Below are 25061 nucleotides of genomic sequence, written 5' to 3'. Positions count from 1 at the left end.
GGGATATGACAGAAACTGTAACTGATATAAATGTCGAAACAAAACCGCGGTCGCGAATTAACTGGAAATCGCAGCAGTTGGCTTATCTTTTTCTTTTGCCTGCGCTGATAATTTTCGGCCTGGTATGCTGGTACCCGATATTGAAAACTATTCTGTACAGTTTTCAGGAAGTTAATCTTATGGGATTCCAGGGCTGGGTCGGATTCGATAATTACAGGCGAATGTTCGGCAATCCGATTTTTTATACTGTTTGGCGAAATACTCTCAGTTTTGTTTTGCTCAGCATTGTAATGGGTTCGATGGTTCCGATTGTTTTGGCGCTTATGATAAATGAGATGCGGCGTCTTTCCGCTTTTTTTCAGACGCTGGTTTATCTGCCGGTTCTGATTCCGATCGTCGTCGGCCTTATAGTTTGGCGTCAAATCTACGCACCCGAAGGCGGCATCTTAAATGGGATGCTGAATCTTGTAGGTATTCCTCCTCAGCTTTGGCTGCAGAATCCCGCGCTGGCGAAACCGGCCATTGTTGTCATTATGACCTGGCTCGGTGCAGGAGGCACTGTCCTGATTTACCTGTCGGGCCTGCGGGAAATTCCCCCGGAGTTGTACGAAGCGGCGGAACTCGATGGCTTTTCCATCCTCAAACGTATTTGGTTTATTACTCTTCCGCATCTTAGCGCGAGAATAAAGATAATGTTGGTGCTGCAGATTATTTTTGTATCGCAGGTATTTACCGAGCCGTTCATTCTGACCGCCGGCGGGCCTGCCAACAGTACGAGGTCGCCTGTTTTGGAAATTTACGACACAGCATTTAATCAAAATAACTTTGGTTTAGCATCCGCCTGGAGCGTCTCGATGCTGGTTGTTCTGTCGGTATTCTCTATTATCTATGTATTGCTGCAAAAAAAGCGGCCGGGTGAGGTTTAAGATGGCTGTTCCTAATCGTGGTGTTATGTCAAATACGGAGTGGCGTTCTCCAAAGGGACGGTTAGTTGCTATTTTTTATTTCCTGATTTTGGTAATTGCCGGAATATTTGTTCTTTTCCCATTTATATTCGCGTTTACTGCCGGTTTTAAAACGAGCCTCGAAGTTTTCAAGCCGGGATTTCACCTGCTGCCTGAAAAATGGAACTGGCAAAATTATGCGGATGCATGGCAGAGGTTCAAAATGGTCAGGATGTTTGTCAATACCGCCATCGCAGCAGGCGGCGGCGTCCTGGCGCAAATAGTTGTTTCTACAATGGCCGCTTATAGTCTTGCCAGACTCAAGCCAATGGGCAAGAACATCATTCGTGCAATAATATTGATAACAATGGCCGTTCCCGGAATCGCATACCTTGTGCCGCGTTATATTATTATGACGAATCTTCCATTTGTTCACATCAGTTTGGTAAACAGTTTTTGGGGTCTTTGGATTCCTTATGCCTGCAGTTCTTTTATGATTTTGGTTTTAACCAACGCGTTTGAGCAAATTCCCAAAGCGTATTTCGAGATAGCACAGGTAGATGGTGCTTCCGATGTACGTATGTTCTTTATGGTTGCTCTGCCGCTTACCAGTTCGCTCATTCTTGTGCTCGGTCTGCTGGCTTTTATCGGATTGTGGGGAGATTTCCTTTGGCCTTATCTGATTCTGCGTAATTCCGAGCTTCAAACCGTCTCTGTACGTTTATATACTCTGACGAGAAGTTTCCCGATAAATCTTTATCTGGCCGGTTCGTTTATTGCCATACTTCCTCCAACGATTGCTGCAATCTTTTTATCACAGAAGGTTAAAGGAGGTTTGACGATTTGAAAATAATGAAATTTAAAAATATTAAAGCGATTATCTTTGATTTGGATGGTGTGCTCACAAATACTTCTGAATACCATTATAAAGCCTGGAAAATGCTCGCAGATAAGCTTAAGATTCATTTCGACAGGGATATAAATGAAAAATTAAGAGGAATCCCGCGGAAAGAGTCTCTTGAAATAATGCTCGGTGAAAGAATCGTTTCCGAAGAAGAGAAGAAAAAATTGATGGACATTAAAAACAATTACTACGTTGATTTATTAACGCAAATGACTCCGGATGATATTTTGCCCGGCGTTTTGGAGCTTCTGCAGGAAATCCGCAAAGCCGGGATTAAAATAGGAATAGGCTCGTCGAGCAAAAACGCACAAACAGTAATCGATAAACTTAAGCTTGGAAGCTTTATTGATTCAATCTCCGATGGTTACAGCGTAGATAATCATAAACCCGCACCAGATTTATTTCTTCACTGTGCAGCAAATCTGAATACGTCCCCGAAGAATGCTATCGTAGTTGAAGATGCTGAGTCTGGAGTTGAAGCGGCATTAAACGGCGGCTTTTGGGTTATCGGTTTAGGGCCTGCTGAACGGGTAGGAAAAGCGCATATTGTATTTCCGGACTTTAAAAATGTTCACCTTCAGGATTTTATAGGTAATTAGAAATGAAATTCATCGTAATAGTTTTATTGGTATTTGGGATATTTATGTGCCGAGCTTTTGCGACAGATGCAAATTCACTGATTAAAAACGGAAATTTTGCTCAAAATATGGATTACTGGTCTTTCGCTGCCAATGTTGCCAATGCCGGCGGGTCTGCTGCTGCAAATGTGCAGGATGACGTCTTAAAAATTGATATTAATAATCCTGGAAACGAAACATACGCGATACAATTAATACAATCTCCGATACAAATAACTAACAGCTTAAGATACAAAGTTAGTTTTGACGCCAAAGCTTCTGAAGTTTGCGCAATAGAAGTAAAAGTTGGAGGCGTTGAAAGCAGGGGCTGGAAAGATTATACGAACGGCGAAAGTGCGGGAGGCACTATTGTTTATCTTACGCCGCAAATGGAAAATCATAGTTTTGAATTCGGCATGGAAGAAACGACCGACCCGAACGCAAGGCTTGAGTTTCAGCTTGGTAAAATTTCGGCTTCATCAATTTGGATTGCTAATATAAAAGTAGAAGCGATTGGAAAAAATACAGTAAAATTTGTTGACCCGACTGTCTGGGTTCCTAATCCGAACAAAATGAAAATACCGGAAATCAAAAACAGGGGAGCAAAACTGCCTTTCATTCAGTATGAAGCTGAAGAAGCGTCTGTAAAAGGTGTGATTCTTGGCCCGAGTCGGAAGTTTGGAGAAATTCCAAATGAAGCATCCGGCAAAATGGCGGTCAATCTTAATTCAACAGGCGACTATGTTGAGTTTACACTGAAAGAAAAAACTAATTCGCTGGTGATAAGATATTGTATTCCCGATTCCAATGACGGGAAAGGTTTGACGTATCCGATAAGTCTGTATGTCAATGGGACATACAATCGAGAGATAGTTCTAACTTCTGAATATACATGGGTTTATGGCAAATATCCATGGTTGAATAATCCGCAGTTGAAAGAGCCGAGATACTTCTTTGACGAGGTAAATATATTGCTGTCGGAAATACCGGCCGGGGCAAAATTAAAATTGCAGCGGGATTCGAAAGAAAAAATAGATTTCTGCATAATCGATTTGATTGATACCGAAGTTATTCCCGCTCCTTTAAAAATGCCGGAAAATTTTCTTTCGATAACCGATTTCGGCGCAATACCGAATGATGACAAGGACGATAGTAATGCTCTCGATGCGTGTATGAAATCCGCGATTGAACAGAAAAAAGGAGTATGGATACCTGCGGGAGTTTTCAATTTTTCTGCCAGGGAAAGGCATATAGGAAATGTGGTACTTAGAGGCGCCGGGATGTGGCATACGGTGATGAAAGTAGATGGGAATATGTTCTGGGGAGAAGGCAATCATTTTGAAATGCACGACTTTGCGATTTATGGAAATACAAAATTCAGGGTTGATTCGATTGCTGAAGACGGCTTTCGTGGCGGAGCCGGCAAAGGTTCTGTGATTGAAAATATATGGTTCAATCATCTTAAAGTCGGCGTGTGGAGTGAAAAGAATACGGATGGATTGATTGTCAGAAATTGCAGATTCAGAAATTTAATGGCGGATGGAATTAATCTCTGTCTTGGCACAAAAAATTCAATAGTCGAAAACTGCCATTTTAGAGGCACAGGTGACGATGGAATCGCGATGTGGGCTGCTACATATAATGGTAACAATTTGCCGAGCGAAGATAACACGGCAAGATTCAATACTATACAGTGTCCATGGCTTGCCAACGGCATTGCTATATATGGGGGAAGAAATCAGACTATCGAAGATAATGTCATTTATGATACGGTTGTGAATGGTGCGGGAATTAATATAAACACCAATTATAATCCTGTTCCCTACAGCGGTTTTATAAAAGCCCAGAGAAATACATTGATACGATGCGGTTCCTATACAGATAAGTTTAAATATTCAATGAAAGGCGCTATATTTATTTGTACATCAGGTGCTGCCGGCATTGAAGCGGATCTGACAATGAAAGATATAGAGATATATGATGCTGCTTATGACGGAATAGCGTTTGAGGGAAGAAATCGTGTTTCTAATGCGAAGTTCGAAAACATTCTGATAAACGGCGCCGGCAAGTGGGGCATTAGAGCGACTGGAAAATCTGTTGGTTCAGCATCTTTTGAAAATGTGAAAATAAAGAATGCCATGTCTGGTACAGTTGCTGCCGACTCGAAGACTTTCACTATTATAAAGGAAAATTGAAATGGCGAAAATAGCCGATAAATATTTAAAAATTGACCCGTGGCAAATTATTGAGCAGGGATTTGTTCCTGAGCATGGAAGAGTTTCCGAATCGATTTTTTCTCTCGGCAATGAATATATGGGAGTTCGCGGTTATTTTGACGAGGGGTATAGCGGCGACAAACTTATCGGCAGTTATTTCAACGGAGTATTTGAAGAAGCAAAAGTTCCTCCGGCAACTCATTATAAGGGAATGGTATCACATAGCTGCTTTATGGTAAACACAGTTGATTGGCTGTACAGCAGAATCAGCATTGATGGCGAGACTCTGGATATTGCGAAATCAAATATAAAAGATTTTACTCGCTGCCTCGATATGAAGAAAGGGATTCTGACTCGCCGGTTTACCTGGAACACCTCTTCCGGAAAATCGGTAAAAGTATCTTTCGAGCGTTTTCTTAGTATGGCAAATCACTTTCTTGGATGCCAGCGTGTCAGCCTTGAACCTGTTAATTTTTCCGGAAAAGCGAATATCAGAACCGCTCTGGATTTTTCAATAATTCACGAATCCTGCGGGAAAAATTTATGGACATGCCCGAAGAAAGGCAGGCAGGATGGTTTTATAGGCATTCTTGGAAAAACCTTAATCAGCGGGCATACGTTATTTTCGGCTTGTCAGATTAACAGTTCTTCACAAAAAGAAGTACAATTAGTTGAGGATGACAAATTAATCGGACTCGATTTTGTTATGGATTTAAAGCAGAGTGAGAATGCCGGCTTTGACAAGATGGTGACAAACTATGCCGTAAAAAAACCTAACATAAGCGTTGATGAGGTATGGTCAAAAGGTATGAAAATGGCAAAAGGTAACAGCGCCTTATCTTATGATGCCGCATACGATAAACAGGTCGAATATTGGGCGGAAACATGGGCCAATTCCGATATAGTAATAGAAGGTGACTCTGAAAATCAGCAGGGCATAAGGTATTGCATTTTTCAGATGCACCAGACCTACCACGGAGAAGATCCGGGCTTAAACATCGGCGCCAAAGGGCTTACAGGAGAAGCATACAACGGCAACGCTTTTTGGGACACTGAGACATATTGTCTGCCGTTTTATATTTTTAACAATCCCAAAGCTGCACGCAATTTACTTGAATACAGATATAAAACCCTTCCCAAAGCAATGGAGCGAGCAAAAGAATTAGATTGCCAAGGCGCGTTTTATCCGATAGCTACTCTTGACGGCAGTGAAACATGTGGTTTATGGCAGCATGCAAGCCTTCAGCTTCAGGCAAGTACAGCGGTTGCTTATGGGATATGGCATTATGGAAAACTTTTGAGTGATAAAGAATTTCTATATAGCAAAGGGATAGAAATATTGATTCAGGTTAGCCGTATGCTTGCAACCCGCGGGCAATGGGGACAAAAAACCGGTAAGTTCGGATTTTTTGCCGTGATGGGACCGGATGAATTTCAAATGATGGTCAATAATAATTGTTATACGAATTTTATGGGAAAGAAAACTTTCGAATATACACTGGAAGTTGTCAATGAGATGAAAATAAATGCCCCGGCAAAGTTAGAAGCTATAAGCGAAAAACTGGGGCTGAAAAAAGATGAACTGAAAAACTGGAAAGAAATGGCGGAAAAGATGTACATTCCGTTTGGCAGTGTTGCCGGAATATATGAGCAGCATGACGGTTTCTTTAATTTGCCTCATATCGATATTCATTCTATTCCTGTCAAAGAATTTCCTCTCTATCACAGTTGGTCGTATGATAGGATTTACAGAAATGATATGATTAAACAGCCTGATGTTCTTATGTTTATGTTTTTATATAATCAGGGATTTTCTCTGGAAGCTAAAAAAGTCAACTATGATTATTATGAACCCAGATGTATACATGAGTCTTCTCTTTCGCCATCGATACATTCCATATTGGCTGTAGAACTCGGCAAAAAAAGCGAGGCTTATGATTTCTTTAAGTTTTCGACCCGGCTGGACCTTGATAATTATAACCGGAATACCGCTGAAGGGCTTCATCTTACTTCAATAGCCGCAGCGTGGATGAATATAGTATATGGTTTTGGCGGTATGAGGTCCGATGGTGAAATTCTCGCCTTTAATCCTTCGCTGCCGGAACAATGGGGTGGATTTAGTTTTAAATTGATTTATAATGGTTCAGTTTTAAAGATAACAATAGACAGCAAATCTGCCGAATTTAAAATATTGAAGGGTAGCAATCAGACCGTCAGGATTTATGGTAAGGAATATAAAATAGATCAAAAGGGGATTACGGTAAAAATTTCTAAATAATGAAAAATTCGGAATACCGAATATCAGAAAGTAATTATTATGCAGTGGATTTTAAAAAATCATAAATACAACAGGGAGCAGATAGAACTTTGCGGGAATAATTATTTGCTCGCAAATGGTTATATGGGTTATCGCGGTACTCTTGAAGAGTACACAAAACATCAGCATGCCGCCTGTACGTTAACCGGAATTTATGATCAGTTCAAAGATAAATGGCGAGAACCTGTAAATGCACCGAATTGCCTTTACGTTAAGGTATATTGCAATGGAAAGCCTCTTACCGTTCGCGACAGTATTGTAAAAGATCATACGCAGACTCTTGACTTTAAAAATGCTGTTCACAAAAGAGAAACTGTTTTTAGAGTTGACCATAATCAAATAATCATAACATCCCAGCGTTTCGTATCGCTGCATGATTTGCATCTGATGTGTATGAAATATTCCATCAGTTCGTTGAAGGAATGTGAAATTACGATTGAAACCGGAATTGACGGCGATGTCTGGGATATTAATGGCCCGCATTTGAAAAATCTCTCCCCTCGCTTTAAAGATAATTATTTGATTTTGGAATCTGTCACAAATGAGCTGAAGCATACAATTACCGCTGTTGAAGGAATTGACATAAGTTTCGGAAAACAGAAAATAAATAAAAATAAACATGCAATAACACGATTAATCGAATTCAAAGCTGAAGCAGGGGAGAAATATACATTTACAAAATATGTTTCAATCTTTACTACAAACGATAGTGTCCCTGACCCCGCGGCGGCCTGCTATAAAACGCTGGGGAATTCTTTTGAACAGGGTTATGACAAATTATTAGGAAACCATTGTACTCTCTGGCACAAAAGATGGGAAGATGCCGATGTTATAATAGATGGTGATCAAAAGGCGCAGTTTGCCTTAAGATTCAGTATATACCACCTGTTGGCCGTGGCACCTGTTCATTCAGATAAGATATCAATACCGGCAAGAGGGCTTTCCTCGCAGGTCTATAAAGGCGCTATCTTCTGGGACACTGAATTATATATGCTGCCGTTTTTTATATATAATTTCCCTGAAATTGCCCGAAATCTTGTAAAATATAGAATCAATTCTTTGCAGGGGGCCAGGCAAAAGGCCAGGGAGTATGGATACAAAGGCGCTTTTTATGCATGGGAAAGCCAGGATGATGGGAAAGAAGCCTGCACGCATTTTAATGTAACAGATGTTTTTACCGGCAGGCCTATCAGAACTTATTTTAGAGATAAACAGGTACATATCAGTGCCGATGTGGTTTATGGTATCTGGGAGTACTATAAGGCAACAGGAGACGAAAAAATATTAGTTGACGGAGGAGCCGAAGTTATACTCGAATGTGCCCGTTTTTATTATTCGTATGCTTATTTTAAAAAAGATAAAAACCGTTACGAAATCCTCGATGTAACCACTCCGGACGAGCACCACGAGAGAGTAAATAATAATCCATATACCAACCGAATGGTCAAATATACAATTGATGTGGCACTTGAAACCATTGATTTATTAAAAAATAAATATAACAAAGCTTATAAAAATTTAATAAATCGGATTAATTTCCAGGATGATATCGAGAAAATAGAAGATTTACAGCAGAACTTATATATTCCTCGTCCATTGCAGAAAAATAGTATCATAGAACAGTTCGATAGCTATCTTAAACTGGAAGATATAAGTTTAAAGCACTTAAAATCAAGGATTATCAAGCCTAATGAGTATCTTGGCGGACCTAATGGGCTGGCAACAACTACACAGATAATTAAACAGGCTGATGTTGTCCTGCTGTTAAATCAATTTAAAGAAGAGTATTCGAATAAGATAAAAAAAGCTAATTGGGAGTATTATGAGCAAAGAACGGAACACGGTTCGAGTTTGAGTACTTGTATGTATTCGATGCTCGCCGCCCATTTGGGGAAGATTGAATGGGCGTATAAATATTTTATGAAAACAGCTACAATTGACCTTGATGGCAAATATAAACAATATGTCGGAACATTATATATCGGCGGAACGCACCCGGCTGCAAATGGAGGAACATGGCTGGCGGCTATATTCGGTTTTGCCGGGCTTGAAATCAGTAATGATACCCCGTTAGTTAAACCCAAATTACCGAAAAAATGGAAGAGAATGAAGTTTAACATCCGGGTTAAGGGTAAAAAGTTCACTATAGAAATAACCCAAAATAAGGCAAAGGTAAAAATTGTCAATAACATCCATATTTAATGTGAAACACTCGTTTTCGTGCGATTTCAACCGCCATTTCCAAGGCATCGGTGGTCTGCTCCCCGAAAGCTAGTCCGTAATTATATATTAAGCTAGAATGTACTAATCATTTCAACAATTCGTTTGAGTGGTAACACCTTAATTTTAGCGTGTCACTATTTAGATGGGCGACATACCTTAAGTTTTTATTTAATAAATACTTAAAGAAATACAACTCTTCTGGATACCGACAACACCGACAATCATTAAGATGATTTTAACCTAAGAGCTGCGGTTTATTATTGCCAGTAATCTTTAGCAAAAACGGCCAGATTATCAATACAACAAGCGGAAAAATGAAGGCAAGTATGCTAAATGCAAAAATCGGGTTTTTCCATCCGGCAGTAGCTATCCACATACAAGTCGCGCCGACTATAAACTGATAGAATACGATGAAAGAAGATGCAGTTCCTATATCATGGTTTACCTGCCACAGTATAAGATGATTACTCAGCGGTCGGCTCAGACTGCAGCAAAAGGTGAAAAGGCTTATGAATCCTGCAAAGGCAAAATAATTTACGCCGCCAAATGCGATAAGCCCCAATGCGGCCAGAATACAACCGATTATGCTGGTCGTTAATAATTGAATATCTGAATATTTTTTCATTAGCCGTGTGCAGGAAAAGGCTCCGAGCATTGACATTAAACCATTCAAGCCGAACAGTAAGCCGAAAGACATAGACGACAAATGATAGATTTGAATATAGACTATTGAGGAAAAAGCGATAAATCCAAAAAATGGCCCCGCAAGGAGTCCCATAGTTGTATTAGCCAGCATGTAACTTGTGTTTTGAAAAAGAGTTATATATCTGCTGAACATATTAAAGATGCCGCCTTTTATCTTCTCACCGGCGGTCTCCTGATAGCCGAATGACAGCAGCCATGTTATCAGTACCAGTACGCCCTGAGTCAGGAATATAAATCGCCAACTGCTGAATTTTAAAAGTATTCCTCCTATCGTGGGAGCAATCATCGGCGCAACGGCAAGAATAATTCCGATGTATGCAAGTGCGCGTTTTCTTTTTTCACCTTCGTATCGGTCTCTGCAAATAGCCATGCACATTGATGAAGGAGCCGCCGCCGAAGCGCCCTGGAAAATTCTGTAAATTATCAACTGCCATACGTCTGCCGCTGTTGCGCAGAGGAAACTTGCGGCAATGAAAACTCCTAAGCCAACAAGCAGTACAGGCTTTCTGCCGAACCTGTCCGATATCGGTCCGCAGATTAGAAGGAATATGCTGAAACTTGCGAACCACAGGACAAGAGAAAGGCTAACTATATTTTCGCCTGCATTCCATATTTTTGCCAGAAAGGGTATTGCAGCAAGATACATATCTGTTGATAAGGCAGGTATTGCCGCAAGAAGAGCCAGGAAAATAATATATATCACTTCATGTTTTTCAAGAAGTTTGCTCCACCGGTCAATTTGTATCGCAATAAATTTATTCATAAACAGGTTCTTGATGTAATATCATAAAAGAAAAGGTAAAATGACTTTCAATAAATAGATTACACTGATCGCAGATTTTAATCTTTGACAGCAGACTCGGGATTTTATATAAGTCATTTAAAATAAGCAAGTAATAGTTTTGTCTGGAAGGGGCGTGTAAGCCCCTGATTTGTCTGGAGTTTGTATGAGTGCATTTGAACAATCCGGAAATGAGGAGCAATCGTTACCTGAACGCCGCCGACGCCCCAGATACAGCGGCACCCACCCGAAGAATTATCGGCAAAAATATAAGGAACATAACATCTCGGCCCATCCGGATTTAAAAGCTCACTTGCGTGCAAAAGGGAAAACGCCTGCCGGTACTCATGTTCCCGTCCTGATAGAGGAAGTTTTAGGCTGCCTGAAACCCAGCCCCGGCCAGGTTGTCGCGGACTGCACCGTTGGCTACGGCGGCCATTCATTGGAATTTATCAAACGTATAGGCCCGACTGGAAAGCTGATTGCCTTCGATGTTGATGGCGCCGAACTCGAACGCACACGCCAAAGACTGGCCAAAGAGAAAGTACCTGTTAGTTTTCATCACAGCAACTTTGCCGGTATTGCCAAGGCCCTGAAAGAAGAAAAACTGGACGGCTATGACGTTATTTTTGCCGACCTCGGCGTTTCGAGTATGCAGATAGATAATCCAGACCGCGGCATAAGCTATAAAAATGAAGGCCCGCTCGATATGCGGATGGACGACAGGCTAAAGCGCAGCGGCGCGGATTTGCTTAAAAGTCTTTCCGAAGATGAACTGGCCAAAGCCCTTTGGGAACTGTCCGATGAGCCGGATTACCAGGAAATTGCCCGAATGATTGTTGCCCAGCGCGGTGTGCAGCCGATTACACAGGTCTCGCAGCTTGTCCGGCTGGTTTTCGCGGTCAAGGGCTTAACGGTGAACAGCTGGAAAAAAAAGCAGCGAAGCTCTAAATTCGGCTCACTGCATCCTGCTGCCCGCACATTTCAGGCTCTGCGTATATTAGTCAACGATGAACTCGGTTCTCTTAAAGAACTTTTGAGACTTGCTCCATACTGCCTGCGGCCGGGCGGCAGAATCGGTATAATAAGTTTTCATAGCGGTGAAGACCGCCTTGTTAAACAGTCGTTTCGTGACGGCGTTGAAAATGGCATATATCAGTCCATATCGCAAAATGCGATTGTGCCGCGAATCAGGGAAATAGCCTCGAATCCTCGCTGCTCATCGGCCAAATTCCGCTGGGCGGTAAAAGATAATGGTAAGTAATTTACAATCAGGAGAAAATAATTTAAGAATGGAGAGGTTAAATGAAAAAATATTTTTCTGTTTTCTGTTGTATCGTAATTCTGTTATGTATTATATCAAATAAATCTATGGCAGAGCCCGGTACAAATATGCGTTTGTCTTCTTATGACCCGCAGGTCAAAGACTTGCTTTCAAAGATGACTTTGGAAGAAAAAATCGGCCAAATGACTCAGGCCGAACACGGAGGGCTTAGAGATATAACAGATATAGAGACGTATTATCTCGGCTCTGTTCTCAGCGGCGGCAATTCCGACCCTGAAAACGGCAACGGCCTTGCAGAATGGACAGACCTCTATGACAATTATCAGAAACACGCCCTGAAAACCCGGCTCGGCATTCCGCTTCTTTACGGCGTCGATGCGCTTCACGGACATAATAATGTATTGAGTGCCGTGATTTTTCCTCACAATATAGGTCTGGGCTGTACGAGAGATGCGAATCTTGTTGAAAAAATCGCCGGGATTACTGCTGTTGAAGTTCGCGCTACCGGCATAAACTGGACATTTTCTCCGTGCATAACCGTGCCGCAGGATATCCGATGGGGCAGGACGTACGAGGGATTTTCTGAAAACTCCGAACTTGCGGCTTTACTTGGTCAGGCGGCTGTTCGCGGTTATCAGGGTTCTGATTTGCATAATCCCCTTTCTGTTTTGGCCTGCGCAAAACATTATATAGGTGACGGCGGAACGACATTCGGCTCGTCAAAAAGAACTAAAATGCTCGATCAGGGGGATACACGTATCGATGAAGCAACGCTGCGAAAACTTTTTCTTTCGCCTTATGTCGCGGCTGTTAAAGCAGGCGTCGGTTCCATTATGCCTTCATACAGCAGCTTCAATGGCGTAAAATGCTCCGCAAGCAAACGACTGCTTACGGAAATATTGAAGCAGGAACTGGGGTTTGAAGGATTTTTAATTTCCGACTATAAGGCAATTGAGCAGATAGACCCTGATTATAAAACAGCGATTAAAATATCAATCAACGCCGGTATGGATATGGCTATGGAGCCTAAAAGTTACCGCGAGTTTTTTACAGCACTTAAGGAATTAGTCGAAGAAGGTAAAGTTCCGATGTCTCGTATCGACGATGCGGTAACTCGAATCCTGCGAGTGAAATTTGCGATGGGACTTATGGACAAAAACAAATCAGTTTTTGCCGATAGAAATTTACATAAGCAATTTGGTTCGTCCGAACATAGAGAGGTTGCAAGACAGGCTGTTAGGGAATCACTTGTTCTGCTTAAGAACGACAAAGGCGTTCTGCCGATTTCAAAGAAAATTGCTCGCATCCACATCGGTGGAAAGATTGCGGATGATATCGGCAACCAATGCGGCGGCTGGACGGTTGAATGGCAGGGCGAAAGCGGAAAGGTAACCACCGGCGGTACTACGATTTTACAGGCGATTAAAAATACTGTTTCAGCGGACACTAAAATTACTTTTTCAAAAAATGGCATCGGAGCAGAAGACGCCAATATTGGAATTATTATAATCGGCGAAAAGCCTTATGCCGAGGGCAAAGGAGATGTCCCTGAACCGGTACTTGCCGAAGAAGACATCGAAGCGGTAAATAATATGAAAAAGGCGGGTATGCCGGTAGTTGTTATTCTTATTTCCGGCAGACCTTTGATAATCAACGATGTGCTTAAACAGGCCGATGCGTTTATCGCCGCCTGGCTGCCGGGCACAGAAGGCCAGGGTGTCGCGGATGTTTTGTTTGGCGATTATAACCCGACCGGCAAACTCTCATTCACCTGGCCTCGCTCGATTTCACAAATTCCGCTTGCCGCCGCAAAAGAGAACCCTATTTTTGAATATGGTTTTGGCCTTTCGTATTAATGGGAGCCGACAGGCGAAAAACAGCATTTTAAATCTCCTTGCAAAAAGGACATTTTTAGGGTAAATTATAGCATTCTGGAAGGGTGACCGAGCGGCTTAAGGTGGCGGTCTTGAAAACCGTTGTGCGGAAACGTACCAGGGGTTCGAATCCTCTCCCTTCCGTTTTATTTTAAATATGGCAGGGCATGTTCCAGCACCTGCTCGACCATATCGTTTTCCTGTACGTCGAGCCAGTTGACAAACCTGAATGTCTTAAACCATGTACGCTGTGCTTTTGCGAAACGGCGGGTATTTATCTTTATCTGTTCTATCGACTTATCAAGCGTTTCTTTGCCTTCGAGATAATTTATAATTTCAGCGTACCCTATCGCGCATCGAGCCTGCATACTTAATGGTTTTTCTTCGGCGAGCAATGCTTTTACCTCGTCGACAAGGCCAAGCTCAATCATTTTTTTTACCCTTGCGTTAATTCTTCCTGACGCGTCGGCCTTATCTCTTTGCAAGCCTAAAACGAGCCAGTCGTCTTTCGGCTCGGCGGAAAACTGCTGCTGAAAGCTCGAAATAGGTTTTCCCGTAAGCTCATAAACCTCTAACGCCCTTATGATTCTTTTTTCATCGTTTGGATGGATTCTTTTGGCGGCTTCATGGTCAATAATCGCAAGTTTTTTATGAAGCTCTGCAAGGCCGAGCTGTGCGATTTGTTCTTTCAATTTCAGGCGGATATTTTCGTCTGTCCCCGGACCGTCAAAAATGCCGTGCAGAAGCGCCTTGACATACATCGCTGTGCCGCCGACCGCGACAACTGATTTGCCTTTTGATTCGATATCTTTTATGGCCTGCTCCGTCAGGGACAGAAAAGAGTCCACACTGAAGGATTCGCACGGTTCGACGATGTCTATTAAGTGATATTTTATCTGTTTTTGGGCTTCTTTTGATGGTTTTGCGGTGCCTATGTCCATTCTGCGATAGACCTTCATCGAGTCGATACTGATAATTTCAGCATCAATCTTTTTAGCCAGCTCAAAGGCCAGTTTTCCTTTGCCGCCTGCCGTTACGCCCAGAATTAATATCCTGTTTTTACCCATATATTTTGGCTGTATCCAAACCTTAAAGGATTGTATAATAACAAATTCGCAGAAAAACGCTATAATAAGACGGTTTATATTGATTTAAGATGCAAAAGGTCGACATAAAAAAGGCCTTGGCCCAAAAAGCTGAGGTTGTAAACGGTAGAATTAAAACCCTGCTTGGGCAATGGTCGGGCATTCCGGAAAGGCTTGCCGATGCGATAGGCTATGTGCTCGCCGCGCCGGGCAAAAGGGTAAGGGCTGCCGTTGTGCTTTGGTGCTGCGAACTTATCTGGGGCAGTGAAAATGACGATGCCTTAAATGCCGCGGCAGCGATAGAAATGGTGCATACTTATTCGCTGGTTCACGATGATTTGCCGGCGATGGATGACGATGATTTTCGCAGGGGCAGCCCCAGTTGTCATAAAGCCTTTGACGAAGCGACGGCTATCCTTACAGGCGATTCGCTTTTAACGATGGCCTTTGAAGTTATTGCCGCAAATATCAGTAATGCCGATAGAGCTAATGAAATGATAAAAATATTGGCCCGCGCCGCAGGGCCCTGCGGGATGATTGCCGGACAAATGGCTGATATTATTGCTGAAAAATTAAAACCTGATGAAAAAACTCTTGAGTATATTCATATAAATAAAACCGCAAAAATGTTTCAGGCCTCGGCTTGTTTGGGGGCGATTGCCGGCGGAGCAGATGAAAAAAAGAAACAGCTTCTGTCGCAATTCGGGCTGAACCTTGGTCTTGCGTTTCAGATTTCAGATGATATTCTCGATGTAGTTTCCGATAGTAAAACCCTTGGCAAAACGGCCGGGAAGGACGCTAAACAGGGCAAGCTGACGTATCCCGCTGTTTTAGGTCTGGATGAATCGAAAAAAAATGCACGGGAAATCGCCCATAAGGCCGCAAAGATACTTGAACCATTCGGCGAAAAAGCCATAATATTAAAAGAACTTGCTTTAACGCTTGTTGACAGGAAGAAATAAGAATATGCAATACGAATTGCTTGATAAGGTAAATTATCCCAAAGACATCAGAACTCTTTCGATGCCGCAGTTGAACAAACTCGCGGCGGAGATTCGGGATTTTATTACTCATTCCGTAAGCTGCACAGGCGGCCATCTCGCCAGCAATCTTGGCGCTATTGAACTCACTATCGCGATGCATTATGTATTTGATTTCAGCAAAGACAAGCTCGTTTGGGATGTCGGCCATCAGTGTTATGCTCATAAAATTCTGACAGGCAGGAGAGAGCTTTTCAAAAAGTTAAGGCAAAAAGACGGCATAAGCGGTTTTCCATCGCCTGCCGAGAGTGAATACGACCAATTCTCTGTCGGCCATGCGGGCACATCGATACCGACAGCGCTGGGGCTTGCCCTTGCTGCTGAGACACTCAAAACTAAAGAGAAGATAGTCGCTTTTGTCGGCGATGCGAGCATTGTCAACGGCCTGAATTTCGAGGCGATGAATAATCTCGGCCTTGTCAAAAGACAGCTCCTCGTTGTTCTTAACGATAACTCGATGGCGATTGATGTTTCACAAGGCGCTATCGCCAGATTTTTGGCGAAAGTTCGGCTCAGTCATACTTATGAGGATTTGCGGAATACAACCAACAGGATACTTGAGCATCTGCCCGGCGGCAAGAAAATGGAAGATGCTTTGGAAAAATTCAAACGAACTCTTCGTATGGCGATTACGCCGAGCAGGCTTTTTGAAAGTCTCAATATTCCATATTTCGGTCCGGTTGACGGGCACGATATAACATCGCTTATAGAGCTTTTCAAGGCGATGTCGCATCTTGACAGGCCCGCTATTCTGCATGTTTATACGAAGAAAGGCAAAGGCTTCAGTCCTGCCGATGACGACCCAACCAAATTTCATTCCACAGGGCCTTTCAAAATCAATGGCGAACTTGAGCTTGAAAAATCTGCCGGTAAAAGTTTTACATCTGTTTTTGGAGACGCGATTGTAAAACTTGCCAAACAAAACGACAGGATAATGGCAATCACCGCGGCAATGTCTGACGGTACAGGACTGGCGAAGTTCAGGCAGGAATTTAAAACTCGTTATTACGATGTCGGTATAGCCGAATCGGTGGCGGTGGATATGGCGGCGGGCCAGGCGAAAATGGGCCTAAAACCTTTCGTGTGTATTTATTCGACATTTCTTCAGAGAAGTTTCGACCAGATATTTCAGGAAGTTGCACTGCAGAATTTACCGGTTATTTTCTGTATAGACAGGGCCGGGCTGGTTGGTGCCGATGGTCCAACTCATCACGGACTTATGGATATTGGTTTTTTAAGGATGATGCCGAATATGGTGCTTATTGCACCGGCCAATGGCGCGGAGCTTGAGCTTGCGATGCGTTTTGCCGTTGAAGCGGAACGTCCGGTGGCGATAAGATATCCGAAAGAAGAAGTTAATGACGCACTTTATCCTGAAGTTTTTTCACAGCCATTTGAATTAGGCAAAAGTGTGACGGTAAAACACGGGAAAGACGATATAACTGTTGTGGCCTATGGCAGTATGATATTTGAAGCCATAAAGGCGGCGGAAATACTTAAGACCGATAATATCGACGTAACGGTTATAAATGCCCGGTTTGCCAAACCGCTGGATGAAAAAATTATTGCGTTGCTCAGGGCCGGCAGCCGTATAATAACTGTGGAAGACCATTTTGCCTCCTGCGGTTTTGGTTCAGCGGTTCTTGAGGCGGCATCTGCGGCAGGAGCGGATACGGCGAAAATAAAAGTGCTTGGCATAAGCGATGAATTCGTACAAATTAACAAAAGAGAATTACAAATTGCCGATTCCGGTATTGGCGCGGAAGGTATAGTTGAGGCGGTAAAAAAGTTAGTTAAAACACATTAAATTCCGGGAAAAGATTATGGTCAAAACAGGCCGAAAACCAAAGTTGATAATTTTTGGCGATACCCGGCGTGAATTTGTCGCCGAGGCGATCGATAATTTTACAAAGTTTGCCGCCCGAAAAGCTCGGGTACTTGCAAATTGTTTCCGGGGAGATTGTATCAGCGATATCGCAGGCAAGGCTGATTACGCAATTGTTTTTGGCGGAGACGGCACAATTCTTTCAGCGGCAAGAGACCTCAGCGAAACTAATATACCCGTTATCGGAGTCAATGTCGGCAGACTTGGATTCCTGGCCGAGTTCAGTCTTGAGCAGGTCAAGCAGCTTTTCAGCAGAGTCACGACAGAGAAGAAGCTGATAGAAAAACGGATGATGCTTAAATGTACTATTGCCGGTAAGGGCAAAAAGAAACTTGTTTCGACCGCCATAAACGATGTCGTTATAACTGCCGGTGCCGACTACAATATGATTGGCTTGAAGATGACGGTTCGCGGCCAAAGCCTTGCCGACTGTGTAAGCGACGGGATTATCATATCGACCCCGACAGGTTCAACGGCGTATAATCTTTCTGCGGGCGGGCCGATATTGTCGGCGAATCTTTCAGCGGTAGTGATTACGCCGATATGTCCGCATACCCTGAGTTTCAGGCCGATTGTAATAGATGCCGGCAATAAGATTGAGATACGTCCGCAAAGAGTTAATAAAAACACATCCATAATACTGGATGGGCAGATACTAAGTTCACTTGAATGTGACGATGTTATTACCGTTGAAAAACACAAAGGGTCTTTCCTTGTGGTAAATAATCCTCTGCGAACGCAATGGGATACGCTTGCCGGCAAACTAAGCTGGGCGCAAAAACCGAAATACAAAAGGAAATGATTCCCGGAGGTGCAAAAAATGAAAAAGAATATCGCGATAAGAACGTTTTTTGTTATTCAGGTTTTTTGTGCGGCCTGTTTGGCGATTAACAGCCCGATAGGCGATCCGACTGTACCGCCGAGCAGTGTTCAAAGCGGGCTCAGAAGGTCTCCTAACCCGATAAATACCAGCGGCAATCTTACGGTTACGGGCAATGTCAGCGGCGGGGCGCAGTTTCGTGGTTTTGTACCATATCGCTCTACTACTGATTTTGGTGCCTATGCCGGCAGCAGCGATCTGAATTCATTTTTAAGACGGTCGGCGCCGATAAATATCAGTAACAGTCAGACTTCGCCTCAGCCATATTATTTGCCGTCCCAGACGGTAAGTTCCATGACTCGCGGCGGGGCGTCTGGTCTTATTACTTATCCGTCCATAAAACAAGACCATGGAACGGGCTATTACGCTATTCCAAAATATGTCAATGCGCAGGCGGCTACCGGTTTGCCGGCCACTCCACTGCCTTACGAATATACTCAGACAAGACCTCTGTCTTATAATAACCCTCTCGACCTTGAAAGACTTGTCGGCTATGGTTTGATGAGCCGTAGAGAACAGAAAAATCTTACCACTGCTTTGCAGCGAACAATAAAAAGCGATAATGATAATTTAAAAACAAATCAACAGGTTCTGCCGGAAGATGAAAGTATTCCTTCGGTACTCGAACCTGTTAAACCGCTGGAGCGTTCTAAGCCTGTTGAACCATTAAAGAGAGGCGAGATACGCGAAGATTCTTTACAAACCGCACCGGTTAAAAGTATTTACGAGCAAATGCTCGAAGGGGCCGGTCAGGATAAAACACAGGAACAAAACCTGGGAGATGAACAAACGCAAATTACAAAAAAATCCCAACCCGACATAACAAAGATTCAGGACGCAAACGCCGGAGGAATGCGAAGCGGTCTTTCCAATATAGAAAAGGAAACTGCCGAAGCGGTTACGGGAGTGTATAAGACATTTGCCGCACAGACGGATGATAAATTTAATTATTATATGAAATCGGCAGAGGAATTTTTAAAACAGGGTCAGTACTATCGTGCCGCCGATGCTTATACGCTTGCGAGCATATATAAGCCCGAAGACCCGCTTGCTTATGCCGGCAAGTCGCATGCACTCTTTGCCAGCGGTGAATATATGAGCAGTGCATATTATCTTGTAACGGTGATAAATATTTTCCCGCAGTATGTAAAATTTAAAGTAGACCTCCATGCCATGATACCCGACAAAGACCGGCTCGAAAGCAGGATAGCGGATATAGTTAAATATATTGATAAAAATCATTCTCCTGAACTTAGCTTTTTGCTTGCCTATGTTTATTATCAGCTTGACAAACATGAGCTGGCGACAATGGCTATTAATGTTGCGGCCGAAAAAATGCCTGACAATCAGGCCGTAAAAGTCCTTAGACAGGCGATTGAGAATAAATAACGATGATGTGTGCTTAATTGGGTGAAGATTTCAGCATAGAAAAAATTTTTGGCACCGGCGGCAGCATCGCAAGCTGTTTTGCCGGTTACGAAGACAGACCTCAGCAGCGGCAGATGGCCGATGCGGTTCACGATGCCTTTAAAAACCATTACCACCTTGCCGTTGAGGCCGGCACCGGCATTGGTAAAAGTTTTGCATATCTTGTCTCTGCCATTGAAGCGGCCAAACAACAGAAGTGTAAAGTGCTTATCAGTACTTACACAATCACACTTCAGGAACAATTGATTAATAAGGATATTCCATTTCTTGCCGTGGCGCTTGGCGGATGTTTCGATGCCGCTCTTGCACGCGGACGCAATAATTTCGTATGTTTAAGAAGACTCGAATTCGCCAGAAGAAAACAGCAGGGACTTTTCGATGCTGCCGCCGATGAGCTTGTACGTTTGGGCGCATGGGCATCTCAAAGCAAAGAAGGATTATTCAGCGAACTGGATTTTATTCCTTCGATACAGATACTGAATGCCGTCAAAAGCGAGCACGGCAACTGCCGAAACAGAAAGTGTGAGCATTTCAAAAAGTGCTTCTACTGGAAAAGCCGCCGAAGGCTTGAAACCGCCGATATTATTATAGCCAATCACGCTCTTTTATTCAGCGACCTTGTACTGCGACGTGAGAACGTATCGATTTTGCCCGATTATAAATTCGTGGTAATAGACGAGGCGCATAATATTGAAAATGTCGCGCAGGAGCATTTCGGAATTGATATAAGCCAGTGGCGGGTATTCTCCCCGCTGCAGGGTCTTTTTTATTCCAGAACCAAAAAGGGGCTTCTTGCCAATACCGGCTATGCACTGGCGATTGAACTTGTAAAATCCTGCGATGAGGCGGCAAAAAAGTTTTTTGACCTTGTGCAGGACTGGTTCGAAAAAAACAGGGGCAACGGCAGGGTCAGGGAAAGATTCGTAGCTGATGTTATAACAGAACCGTTAAAGAAATTAAGGCTCGTTCTTACATCGCTTGCAAAGGATAATAAAGATACGGATGAGGAGTTTGAGCTTTTGCGTTTTGCCGGTTTACTCGGGGCTTTGCAGACTGATTTTCAGAATTTTCTCGCCTGTTCGGACAAGGCAAATGTGCATTGGGTCGAGGTGTCGGATAAATCGAGAAGAAAAGCGGTTTCACTGCGAAGCGCTCCGATAAATCCTGCCGTGGATATAAAGCAATGCCTGTTTGACAAGTTCGAGTCGGTAATACTTACAAGTGCTACGTTATGCTGTGACAACGAAGGAGACAGAAACGGCTTTGAGTTCTTTGCCCAGCGAATCGGGCTGGAAAAGTTTAAGCCGTTAAAGCTCGGCTCTCCTTTCGATTACGAAAGACAGGTTACGATGTATATTGAGCCTGATATGCCTGAGCCGGATGACGCTGCATTTATGCAGGAGGCATCTGAGAAAATAAAAAAATATGTCAAGCAGACCGGCGGCAGGGCGTTTGTTCTTTTTACCAGTTACCAGATGCTCCAAAAAATTGCCGATATACTTTCGGATTGGTTCATCGAAAACAATATCGAGCTGCTTGTGCATGGCGGTTCGGTTAACAGGTCTGAGCTTTTGAGACAGTTTAAAATGGACAGAGGCAGCGTGCTTTTCGGTGCCGATAGTTTCTGGCAGGGCGTGGATGTTCCGGGTCAGGCACTGAGCAATGTCATAATAGTACGCCTGCCTTTTGCGGTGCCGAGTCATCCGTTAATCGAAGGAAGAATTGAGCATATAAAGTCCCAGGGACATAATCCCTTTTTCAAATATCAGCTTCCGCAGGCGATTATAAAATTCAAGCAGGGCTTCGGCAGACTAATACGCAGTAAAACCGATACAGGTATAATAGTGGTACTCGACAGCAGGATTGTCCGGAAAAACTATGGCAGAGAATTCCTGGCCGCCGTAGAAAAATGCAGGGTAGAACTTGCAGGGGACTGAAAATAAGTTTATTTCAGCTTGGCTTTTATTACGTTCAGCAGCCGTTCGTTTTTAATCGGTTTTTGAAATACGCCGGCAAGACCGAGTTGAGAGTAATCGATGCTATTGGTCATTCCGTCGCCTGCCGCGCTTAAAAGATATACCGGGGACTTGTTGCCTATGATTTTCATTTCTTTGGCGAAATTAGTGCCGGAATCGACCTCTTCCATCATTAAGTCAACGAGGATAAGGTCCGGGTTTATTTTTTTATAAAGCTTAAGACCTTCTTCAGCGGTTTTCGCTTCAACCATAATATAACCATTGGCTTCGAGAACCATACGGGTCGCAGCCAGAAAATCTTCGTCATCATCGATTGCCATTATTACATATTTTCCATCCTGCATATCGGGCTCCTTTAAGAACAGGAAATAATTTTTTGTAAATTATTAAAATTTTTCGTTTTCAGCAAATTTCCGAGAAAGAGCAGTGCTTTCTCAAGATTCTGCTTTGCTTTTTCACTCAGCGGCGCATCGAACTTATCGAATTCATAACCGCGGACGGCAAGCATAAAGCCTTTAACCTTCGACTTAAAAAGGTTCTCGGCCAGTGCCATTACCTCAGCCGGTTCAACGCTGTGGCTCGAAAAACTTCCGCCTTCCTTTGCCGTCAAAGGCTCAAAGCTGAAAGGCTCAGAACAGTTCACCGAAGCATCGGCGAAAATAACCACATCGTGCTCGGCAACCTGAGCGGAATCTTCAATTGTCAATTGGTAATCGGCCTCAACCGTAATACCGGGCAGATTTTTAAGCCCTATACTTTCGGCAACAGCAGGTCCCAAACCGTCGTCGGCCCTTGCCGGATTGCCGTATCCAATCAGCAGAATTTTATTAACTTCCGCCGCCATTATTATTCTTTTGTTTTACTTGCTATCTCGTTGCCCTGATAATCGAAAAGCGTAACCTTCAGGGGCATTTTTCCCATTGCATGCGTCGCACAGGAAAGACACGGGTCGTAAGCTCTTATGGCAACTTCGATACGATTCAAAAGGCCTTCGGTAATATTCGGCACGCCATCAATAAAGTCCGCGGCGACTTTCTGAACCGCAAGGTTCATCGGCTCATTGTTATGCGTTGTCGATACTATAAGGTTGGCCATTACGACCTGGTCATCGTCATTGACTTTATAATGATGGAACAATGTTCCACGCGGAGCTTCGATAAGGCCTACACCTTCGTTTCTTCTCTGACCTTTTACGACAAGGTTGGTTCCCTGCAGGTCTTTATCGTGCAGAAGCTCGTCTATTTTCTCTATCGAGTGCAGAAGCTCAATCATTCTTGCCCAGTGATAAGCCATTGTGATATTGTTCGGCCTGCCGCCGGTAACGGCCATAAATTCTTTTCTTGCAGCTTCGGCCAGCGGTGTGTCGATGAAGTCGCAGGTGTTTACTCTTGCCAGCGGTCCTACACGATACCAGCCTTTTTTGGGGCCAAGTGATTTGATGAACGGGAACTTCATATACGACCACGATTTTACTTCTTCGGCGATATAGTCGAGATAATTTGAATAATCGACCTGGTCGAATATTTTTTTGCCATCGGCTGTAATTGCCCGCAAATTGCCGTGGTATAAATCCATTGCGCCGTCTTTACGGATAAGGCTTAAATGGTTCGAATCGAACGAGCCGAACGGTTTGAGCGTATCTAAATTCGCAACGGTGTAGTCCTTCGCGATTTTAAGGGCGCCTTTCGACCATTCGAGCATCTGCTTGAGGTCTTTGAGGAAAACATCTCTTTCGGCGATGGAAAGATTTTTGTTTATACCGCCGGGGATGGCTCCTGTGCCGTGAATTTTCTTGCCTGCCGTGGCCTTGATGATTTCCTGTCCGTATTTTCTCATCATAACGCCCTGCACGGCCAGCTCCGGGTATTTAATCGCAACGCCGATAACGTTTCTGATTTTCGGGTCTGCGTCAAAGCCGAACAGCAGGTCAGGCGAGCAAAGATGGAAAAAATGCAGAGCATGCGACTGGAACATCTGTCCATAGTGCATAAGTCTGCGCATTTTTTCTGCGGTCGGAGTCAGTTTGTCAACGCCGACGATTTTATCCATTGCTTTTGCCGCCGCCAGATGATGGCTTACCGGGCAGATGCCGCACAGTCTCTGTACGAGCACTGGCATTTCCCAGTATGGCCTGCCCTGAACGAATCGTTCAAAGCCGCGGAACTCAACGATATGAAATCTTGCCTGGGTAACTTTGTTATTTTCGTCAAGCAGGATAGAGACCTTGCCGTGACCTTCAACTCTGGTTACCGGTTCGATTATGACTCTTTTGCTTTTGCTATTGCTCACTTTTTAATACTCCAAAATGGTCACCATAAAAAGAATCCGCCTTTGCTGACAAGTTAATCGTATTTTATCAGTTCATAAGGCAGTTCAAGAGGTTTATTGGTCAAAAGCGCTACAAGCGCCTGCCAGATAGTATCCGCACTTGGCGGACAGCCGGGCAGATGATAATCAATCTTGACGACCTCATGGCACGGATAAACCCTGTCAAGGCACAGCGGGATCTCCTTATCGTTCGGGGTAATATTTTCCGGATTGTGCACCGTCGGGCCGTTCAGATATGCCTCATCGAGACATTCCTTTAAAGGGATATTGTTTCTCATTGCCGGTATTCCGCCCATGATGGCGCAATCGCCGACGGAAATAAGGATATCGCAGTGTTTGCGGAAGTCCTGCAGAACGCGGACGTTTTCCTCGTTCGCGCATCCGCCTTCAATCAGGCCCACAGCGCATCTTCCGGTAAATTCCTTTATGTCGTCAATTGGCGATTTGTCGAAATCGACAAGCTCGATAAGCTTTAAAATCCGCTCATCGATGTCGAGTATCGACATATGACAGCCGAAGCAGCCGGCCAGCGATGCTGTTGCTATTTTTGGTTTTGACATCTTCTATATCCTT

At 43.6% G+C, this 25061-nt stretch carries 19 protein-coding genes and 1 tRNA gene; 14 read left to right on the top strand and 6 right to left on the bottom strand.

Features of this window, described 5'->3' with window-relative positions; translation table 11 throughout:
• Positions 1–5: 5 nt before the first annotated feature.
• The 6 genes from WC496_06690 to WC496_06665 are packed head-to-tail and all read left to right on the top strand — an operon-like array spanning position 6 to position 9200.
• On the top strand, positions 6–926 hold the full coding sequence (locus WC496_06690; protein MFA5292706.1) for a sugar ABC transporter permease: 921 nt from the start codon (positions 6–8) through the stop codon (positions 924–926).
• Between the two features lie 25 nt (positions 927–951).
• On the top strand, positions 952–1791 hold the full coding sequence (locus WC496_06685; GenBank protein ID MFA5292705.1) for a carbohydrate ABC transporter permease: 840 nt from the start codon (positions 952–954) through the stop codon (positions 1789–1791).
• 5 nt (positions 1792–1796) lie between these two features.
• Positions 1797–2447: a beta-phosphoglucomutase gene (gene pgmB, locus WC496_06680; GenBank protein MFA5292704.1), complete on the top strand. Its 651-nt coding sequence runs from the start codon at positions 1797–1799 to the stop codon at positions 2445–2447.
• 2 nt (positions 2448–2449) lie between these two features.
• Positions 2450–4660, top strand: a complete 2211-nt coding sequence (locus tag WC496_06675; GenBank protein MFA5292703.1) for a glycosyl hydrolase family 28-related protein — start codon at positions 2450–2452, stop codon at positions 4658–4660.
• 1 nt (position 4661) lies between these two features.
• Positions 4662–6959, top strand: coding sequence for a glycosyl hydrolase family 65 protein (locus tag WC496_06670; GenBank protein ID MFA5292702.1), 2298 nt, complete (start codon positions 4662–4664; stop codon positions 6957–6959).
• Between the two features lie 39 nt (positions 6960–6998).
• A complete protein-coding gene (locus WC496_06665; GenBank protein ID MFA5292701.1) occupies positions 6999–9200 on the top strand; it encodes a glycosyl hydrolase family 65 protein in 2202 nt (733 codons plus the stop codon).
• Positions 9201–9456: 256 nt separating this feature from the next.
• On the opposite strand, the gene WC496_06660 is transcribed toward WC496_06665, so the two are convergent.
• Entirely contained in the window at positions 9457–10689 is a 1233-nt protein-coding gene (locus WC496_06660; protein MFA5292700.1) for a multidrug effflux MFS transporter, read from the bottom strand.
• A gap of 184 nt (positions 10690–10873) precedes the next feature.
• Between WC496_06660 and rsmH the strand changes: the two genes are divergently transcribed.
• The 3 genes from rsmH (at position 10874) to WC496_06645 (ending at position 14010) form a co-directional block, all read left to right on the top strand.
• Positions 10874–11971, top strand: coding sequence for a 16S rRNA (cytosine(1402)-N(4))-methyltransferase RsmH (gene rsmH, locus WC496_06655; protein MFA5292699.1), 1098 nt, complete (start codon positions 10874–10876; stop codon positions 11969–11971).
• Between the two features lie 41 nt (positions 11972–12012).
• Complete coding sequence (locus WC496_06650) at positions 12013–13848, top strand: glycoside hydrolase family 3 N-terminal domain-containing protein (GenBank protein MFA5292698.1); 1836 nt, start codon at positions 12013–12015, stop codon at positions 13846–13848.
• Between the two features lie 77 nt (positions 13849–13925).
• Positions 13926–14010: transfer RNA gene (locus WC496_06645), tRNA-Ser, on the top strand.
• Positions 14011–14012: 2 nt separating this feature from the next.
• Here WC496_06645 and miaA read toward each other — a convergent pair.
• Positions 14013–14933 (bottom strand): tRNA (adenosine(37)-N6)-dimethylallyltransferase MiaA, encoded by a 921-nt coding sequence (gene miaA / locus WC496_06640; protein MFA5292697.1) that lies wholly within the window; start codon positions 14931–14933, stop codon positions 14013–14015.
• Between the two features lie 89 nt (positions 14934–15022).
• On the opposite strand from miaA, the gene WC496_06635 reads away from it, so the two are divergent.
• Genes WC496_06635 through WC496_06615 form a run of 5 tightly spaced genes read left to right on the top strand, consistent with a single transcriptional unit; the run spans position 15023 to position 22121 of the window.
• On the top strand, positions 15023–15913 hold the full coding sequence (locus tag WC496_06635) for a polyprenyl synthetase family protein (GenBank protein MFA5292696.1): 891 nt from the start codon (positions 15023–15025) through the stop codon (positions 15911–15913).
• Between the two features lie 4 nt (positions 15914–15917).
• Positions 15918–17798 (top strand): 1-deoxy-D-xylulose-5-phosphate synthase, encoded by a 1881-nt coding sequence (gene dxs, locus WC496_06630; protein MFA5292695.1) that lies wholly within the window; start codon positions 15918–15920, stop codon positions 17796–17798.
• A gap of 16 nt (positions 17799–17814) precedes the next feature.
• The gene (locus tag WC496_06625) at positions 17815–18678 is read left to right on the top strand and encodes an NAD(+)/NADH kinase (protein MFA5292694.1); all 864 of its coding nucleotides are present in this window, start codon (positions 17815–17817) and stop codon (positions 18676–18678) included.
• An 18-nt stretch (positions 18679–18696) separates the two neighbouring features.
• Positions 18697–20145: a hypothetical protein gene (locus WC496_06620; protein MFA5292693.1), complete on the top strand. Its 1449-nt coding sequence runs from the start codon at positions 18697–18699 to the stop codon at positions 20143–20145.
• A gap of 17 nt (positions 20146–20162) precedes the next feature.
• Positions 20163–22121, top strand: coding sequence for a helicase C-terminal domain-containing protein (locus WC496_06615; protein MFA5292692.1), 1959 nt, complete (start codon positions 20163–20165; stop codon positions 22119–22121).
• 8 nt (positions 22122–22129) lie between these two features.
• Here WC496_06615 and WC496_06610 read toward each other — a convergent pair whose 3' ends face one another.
• Genes WC496_06610 through WC496_06595 form a run of 4 tightly spaced genes read right to left on the bottom strand, consistent with a single transcriptional unit; the run spans position 22130 to position 25048 of the window.
• The gene (locus WC496_06610) at positions 22130–22504 is read right to left on the bottom strand and encodes a response regulator (GenBank protein MFA5292691.1); all 375 of its coding nucleotides are present in this window, start codon (positions 22502–22504) and stop codon (positions 22130–22132) included.
• An 11-nt stretch (positions 22505–22515) separates the two neighbouring features.
• A complete protein-coding gene (locus tag WC496_06605) occupies positions 22516–23004 on the bottom strand; it encodes a hydrogenase maturation protease (GenBank protein ID MFA5292690.1) in 489 nt (162 codons plus the stop codon).
• A 2-nt stretch (positions 23005–23006) separates the two neighbouring features.
• The gene (locus tag WC496_06600; GenBank protein ID MFA5292689.1) at positions 23007–24449 is read right to left on the bottom strand and encodes a Ni/Fe hydrogenase subunit alpha; all 1443 of its coding nucleotides are present in this window, start codon (positions 24447–24449) and stop codon (positions 23007–23009) included.
• A 53-nt stretch (positions 24450–24502) separates the two neighbouring features.
• Positions 24503–25048, bottom strand: a complete 546-nt coding sequence (locus WC496_06595; GenBank protein ID MFA5292688.1) for an NADP oxidoreductase — start codon at positions 25046–25048, stop codon at positions 24503–24505.
• Between the last annotated feature and the right edge of the window lie 13 nt (positions 25049–25061).

The sequence above is a fragment of the Phycisphaerae bacterium genome (assembly GCA_041652575.1).
In the GTDB taxonomy this organism is placed as follows: Bacteria; Planctomycetota; Phycisphaerae; order Sedimentisphaerales; family UBA12454; genus UBA12454.
This window is presented reverse-complemented; position numbering and strand designations above follow the sequence as displayed.

What these genes read in the sequence shown, in the direction of transcription:
- WC496_06690 (MFA5292706.1), top strand. Translation starts at nt 6, where the DNA reads ATGACAGAAACTGTAACTGATATAAATGTCGAAACAAAACCGCGGTCG.
- WC496_06685 (MFA5292705.1), top strand. Translation starts at nt 952, where the DNA reads ATGTCAAATACGGAGTGGCGTTCTCCAAAGGGACGGTTAGTTGCTATT.
- pgmB (MFA5292704.1), top strand. Translation starts at nt 1,797, where the DNA reads ATGAAATTTAAAAATATTAAAGCGATTATCTTTGATTTGGATGGTGTG.
- WC496_06675 (MFA5292703.1), top strand. Translation starts at nt 2,450, where the DNA reads ATGAAATTCATCGTAATAGTTTTATTGGTATTTGGGATATTTATGTGC.
- WC496_06670 (MFA5292702.1), top strand. Translation starts at nt 4,662, where the DNA reads ATGGCGAAAATAGCCGATAAATATTTAAAAATTGACCCGTGGCAAATT.
- WC496_06665 (MFA5292701.1), top strand. Translation starts at nt 6,999, where the DNA reads ATGCAGTGGATTTTAAAAAATCATAAATACAACAGGGAGCAGATAGAA.
- WC496_06660 (MFA5292700.1), bottom strand. Translation starts at nt 10,689, where the DNA reads ATGAATAAATTTATTGCGATACAAATTGACCGGTGGAGCAAACTTCTT.
- rsmH (MFA5292699.1), top strand. Translation starts at nt 10,874, where the DNA reads ATGAGTGCATTTGAACAATCCGGAAATGAGGAGCAATCGTTACCTGAA.
- WC496_06650 (MFA5292698.1), top strand. Translation starts at nt 12,013, where the DNA reads ATGAAAAAATATTTTTCTGTTTTCTGTTGTATCGTAATTCTGTTATGT.
- miaA (MFA5292697.1), bottom strand. Translation starts at nt 14,933, where the DNA reads ATGGGTAAAAACAGGATATTAATTCTGGGCGTAACGGCAGGCGGCAAA.
- WC496_06635 (MFA5292696.1), top strand. Translation starts at nt 15,023, where the DNA reads ATGCAAAAGGTCGACATAAAAAAGGCCTTGGCCCAAAAAGCTGAGGTT.
- dxs (MFA5292695.1), top strand. Translation starts at nt 15,918, where the DNA reads ATGCAATACGAATTGCTTGATAAGGTAAATTATCCCAAAGACATCAGA.
- WC496_06625 (MFA5292694.1), top strand. Translation starts at nt 17,815, where the DNA reads ATGGTCAAAACAGGCCGAAAACCAAAGTTGATAATTTTTGGCGATACC.
- WC496_06620 (MFA5292693.1), top strand. Translation starts at nt 18,697, where the DNA reads ATGAAAAAGAATATCGCGATAAGAACGTTTTTTGTTATTCAGGTTTTT.
- WC496_06610 (MFA5292691.1), bottom strand. Translation starts at nt 22,504, where the DNA reads ATGCAGGATGGAAAATATGTAATAATGGCAATCGATGATGACGAAGAT.
- WC496_06605 (MFA5292690.1), bottom strand. Translation starts at nt 23,004, where the DNA reads ATGGCGGCGGAAGTTAATAAAATTCTGCTGATTGGATACGGCAATCCG.
- WC496_06595 (MFA5292688.1), bottom strand. Translation starts at nt 25,048, where the DNA reads ATGTCAAAACCAAAAATAGCAACAGCATCGCTGGCCGGCTGCTTCGGC.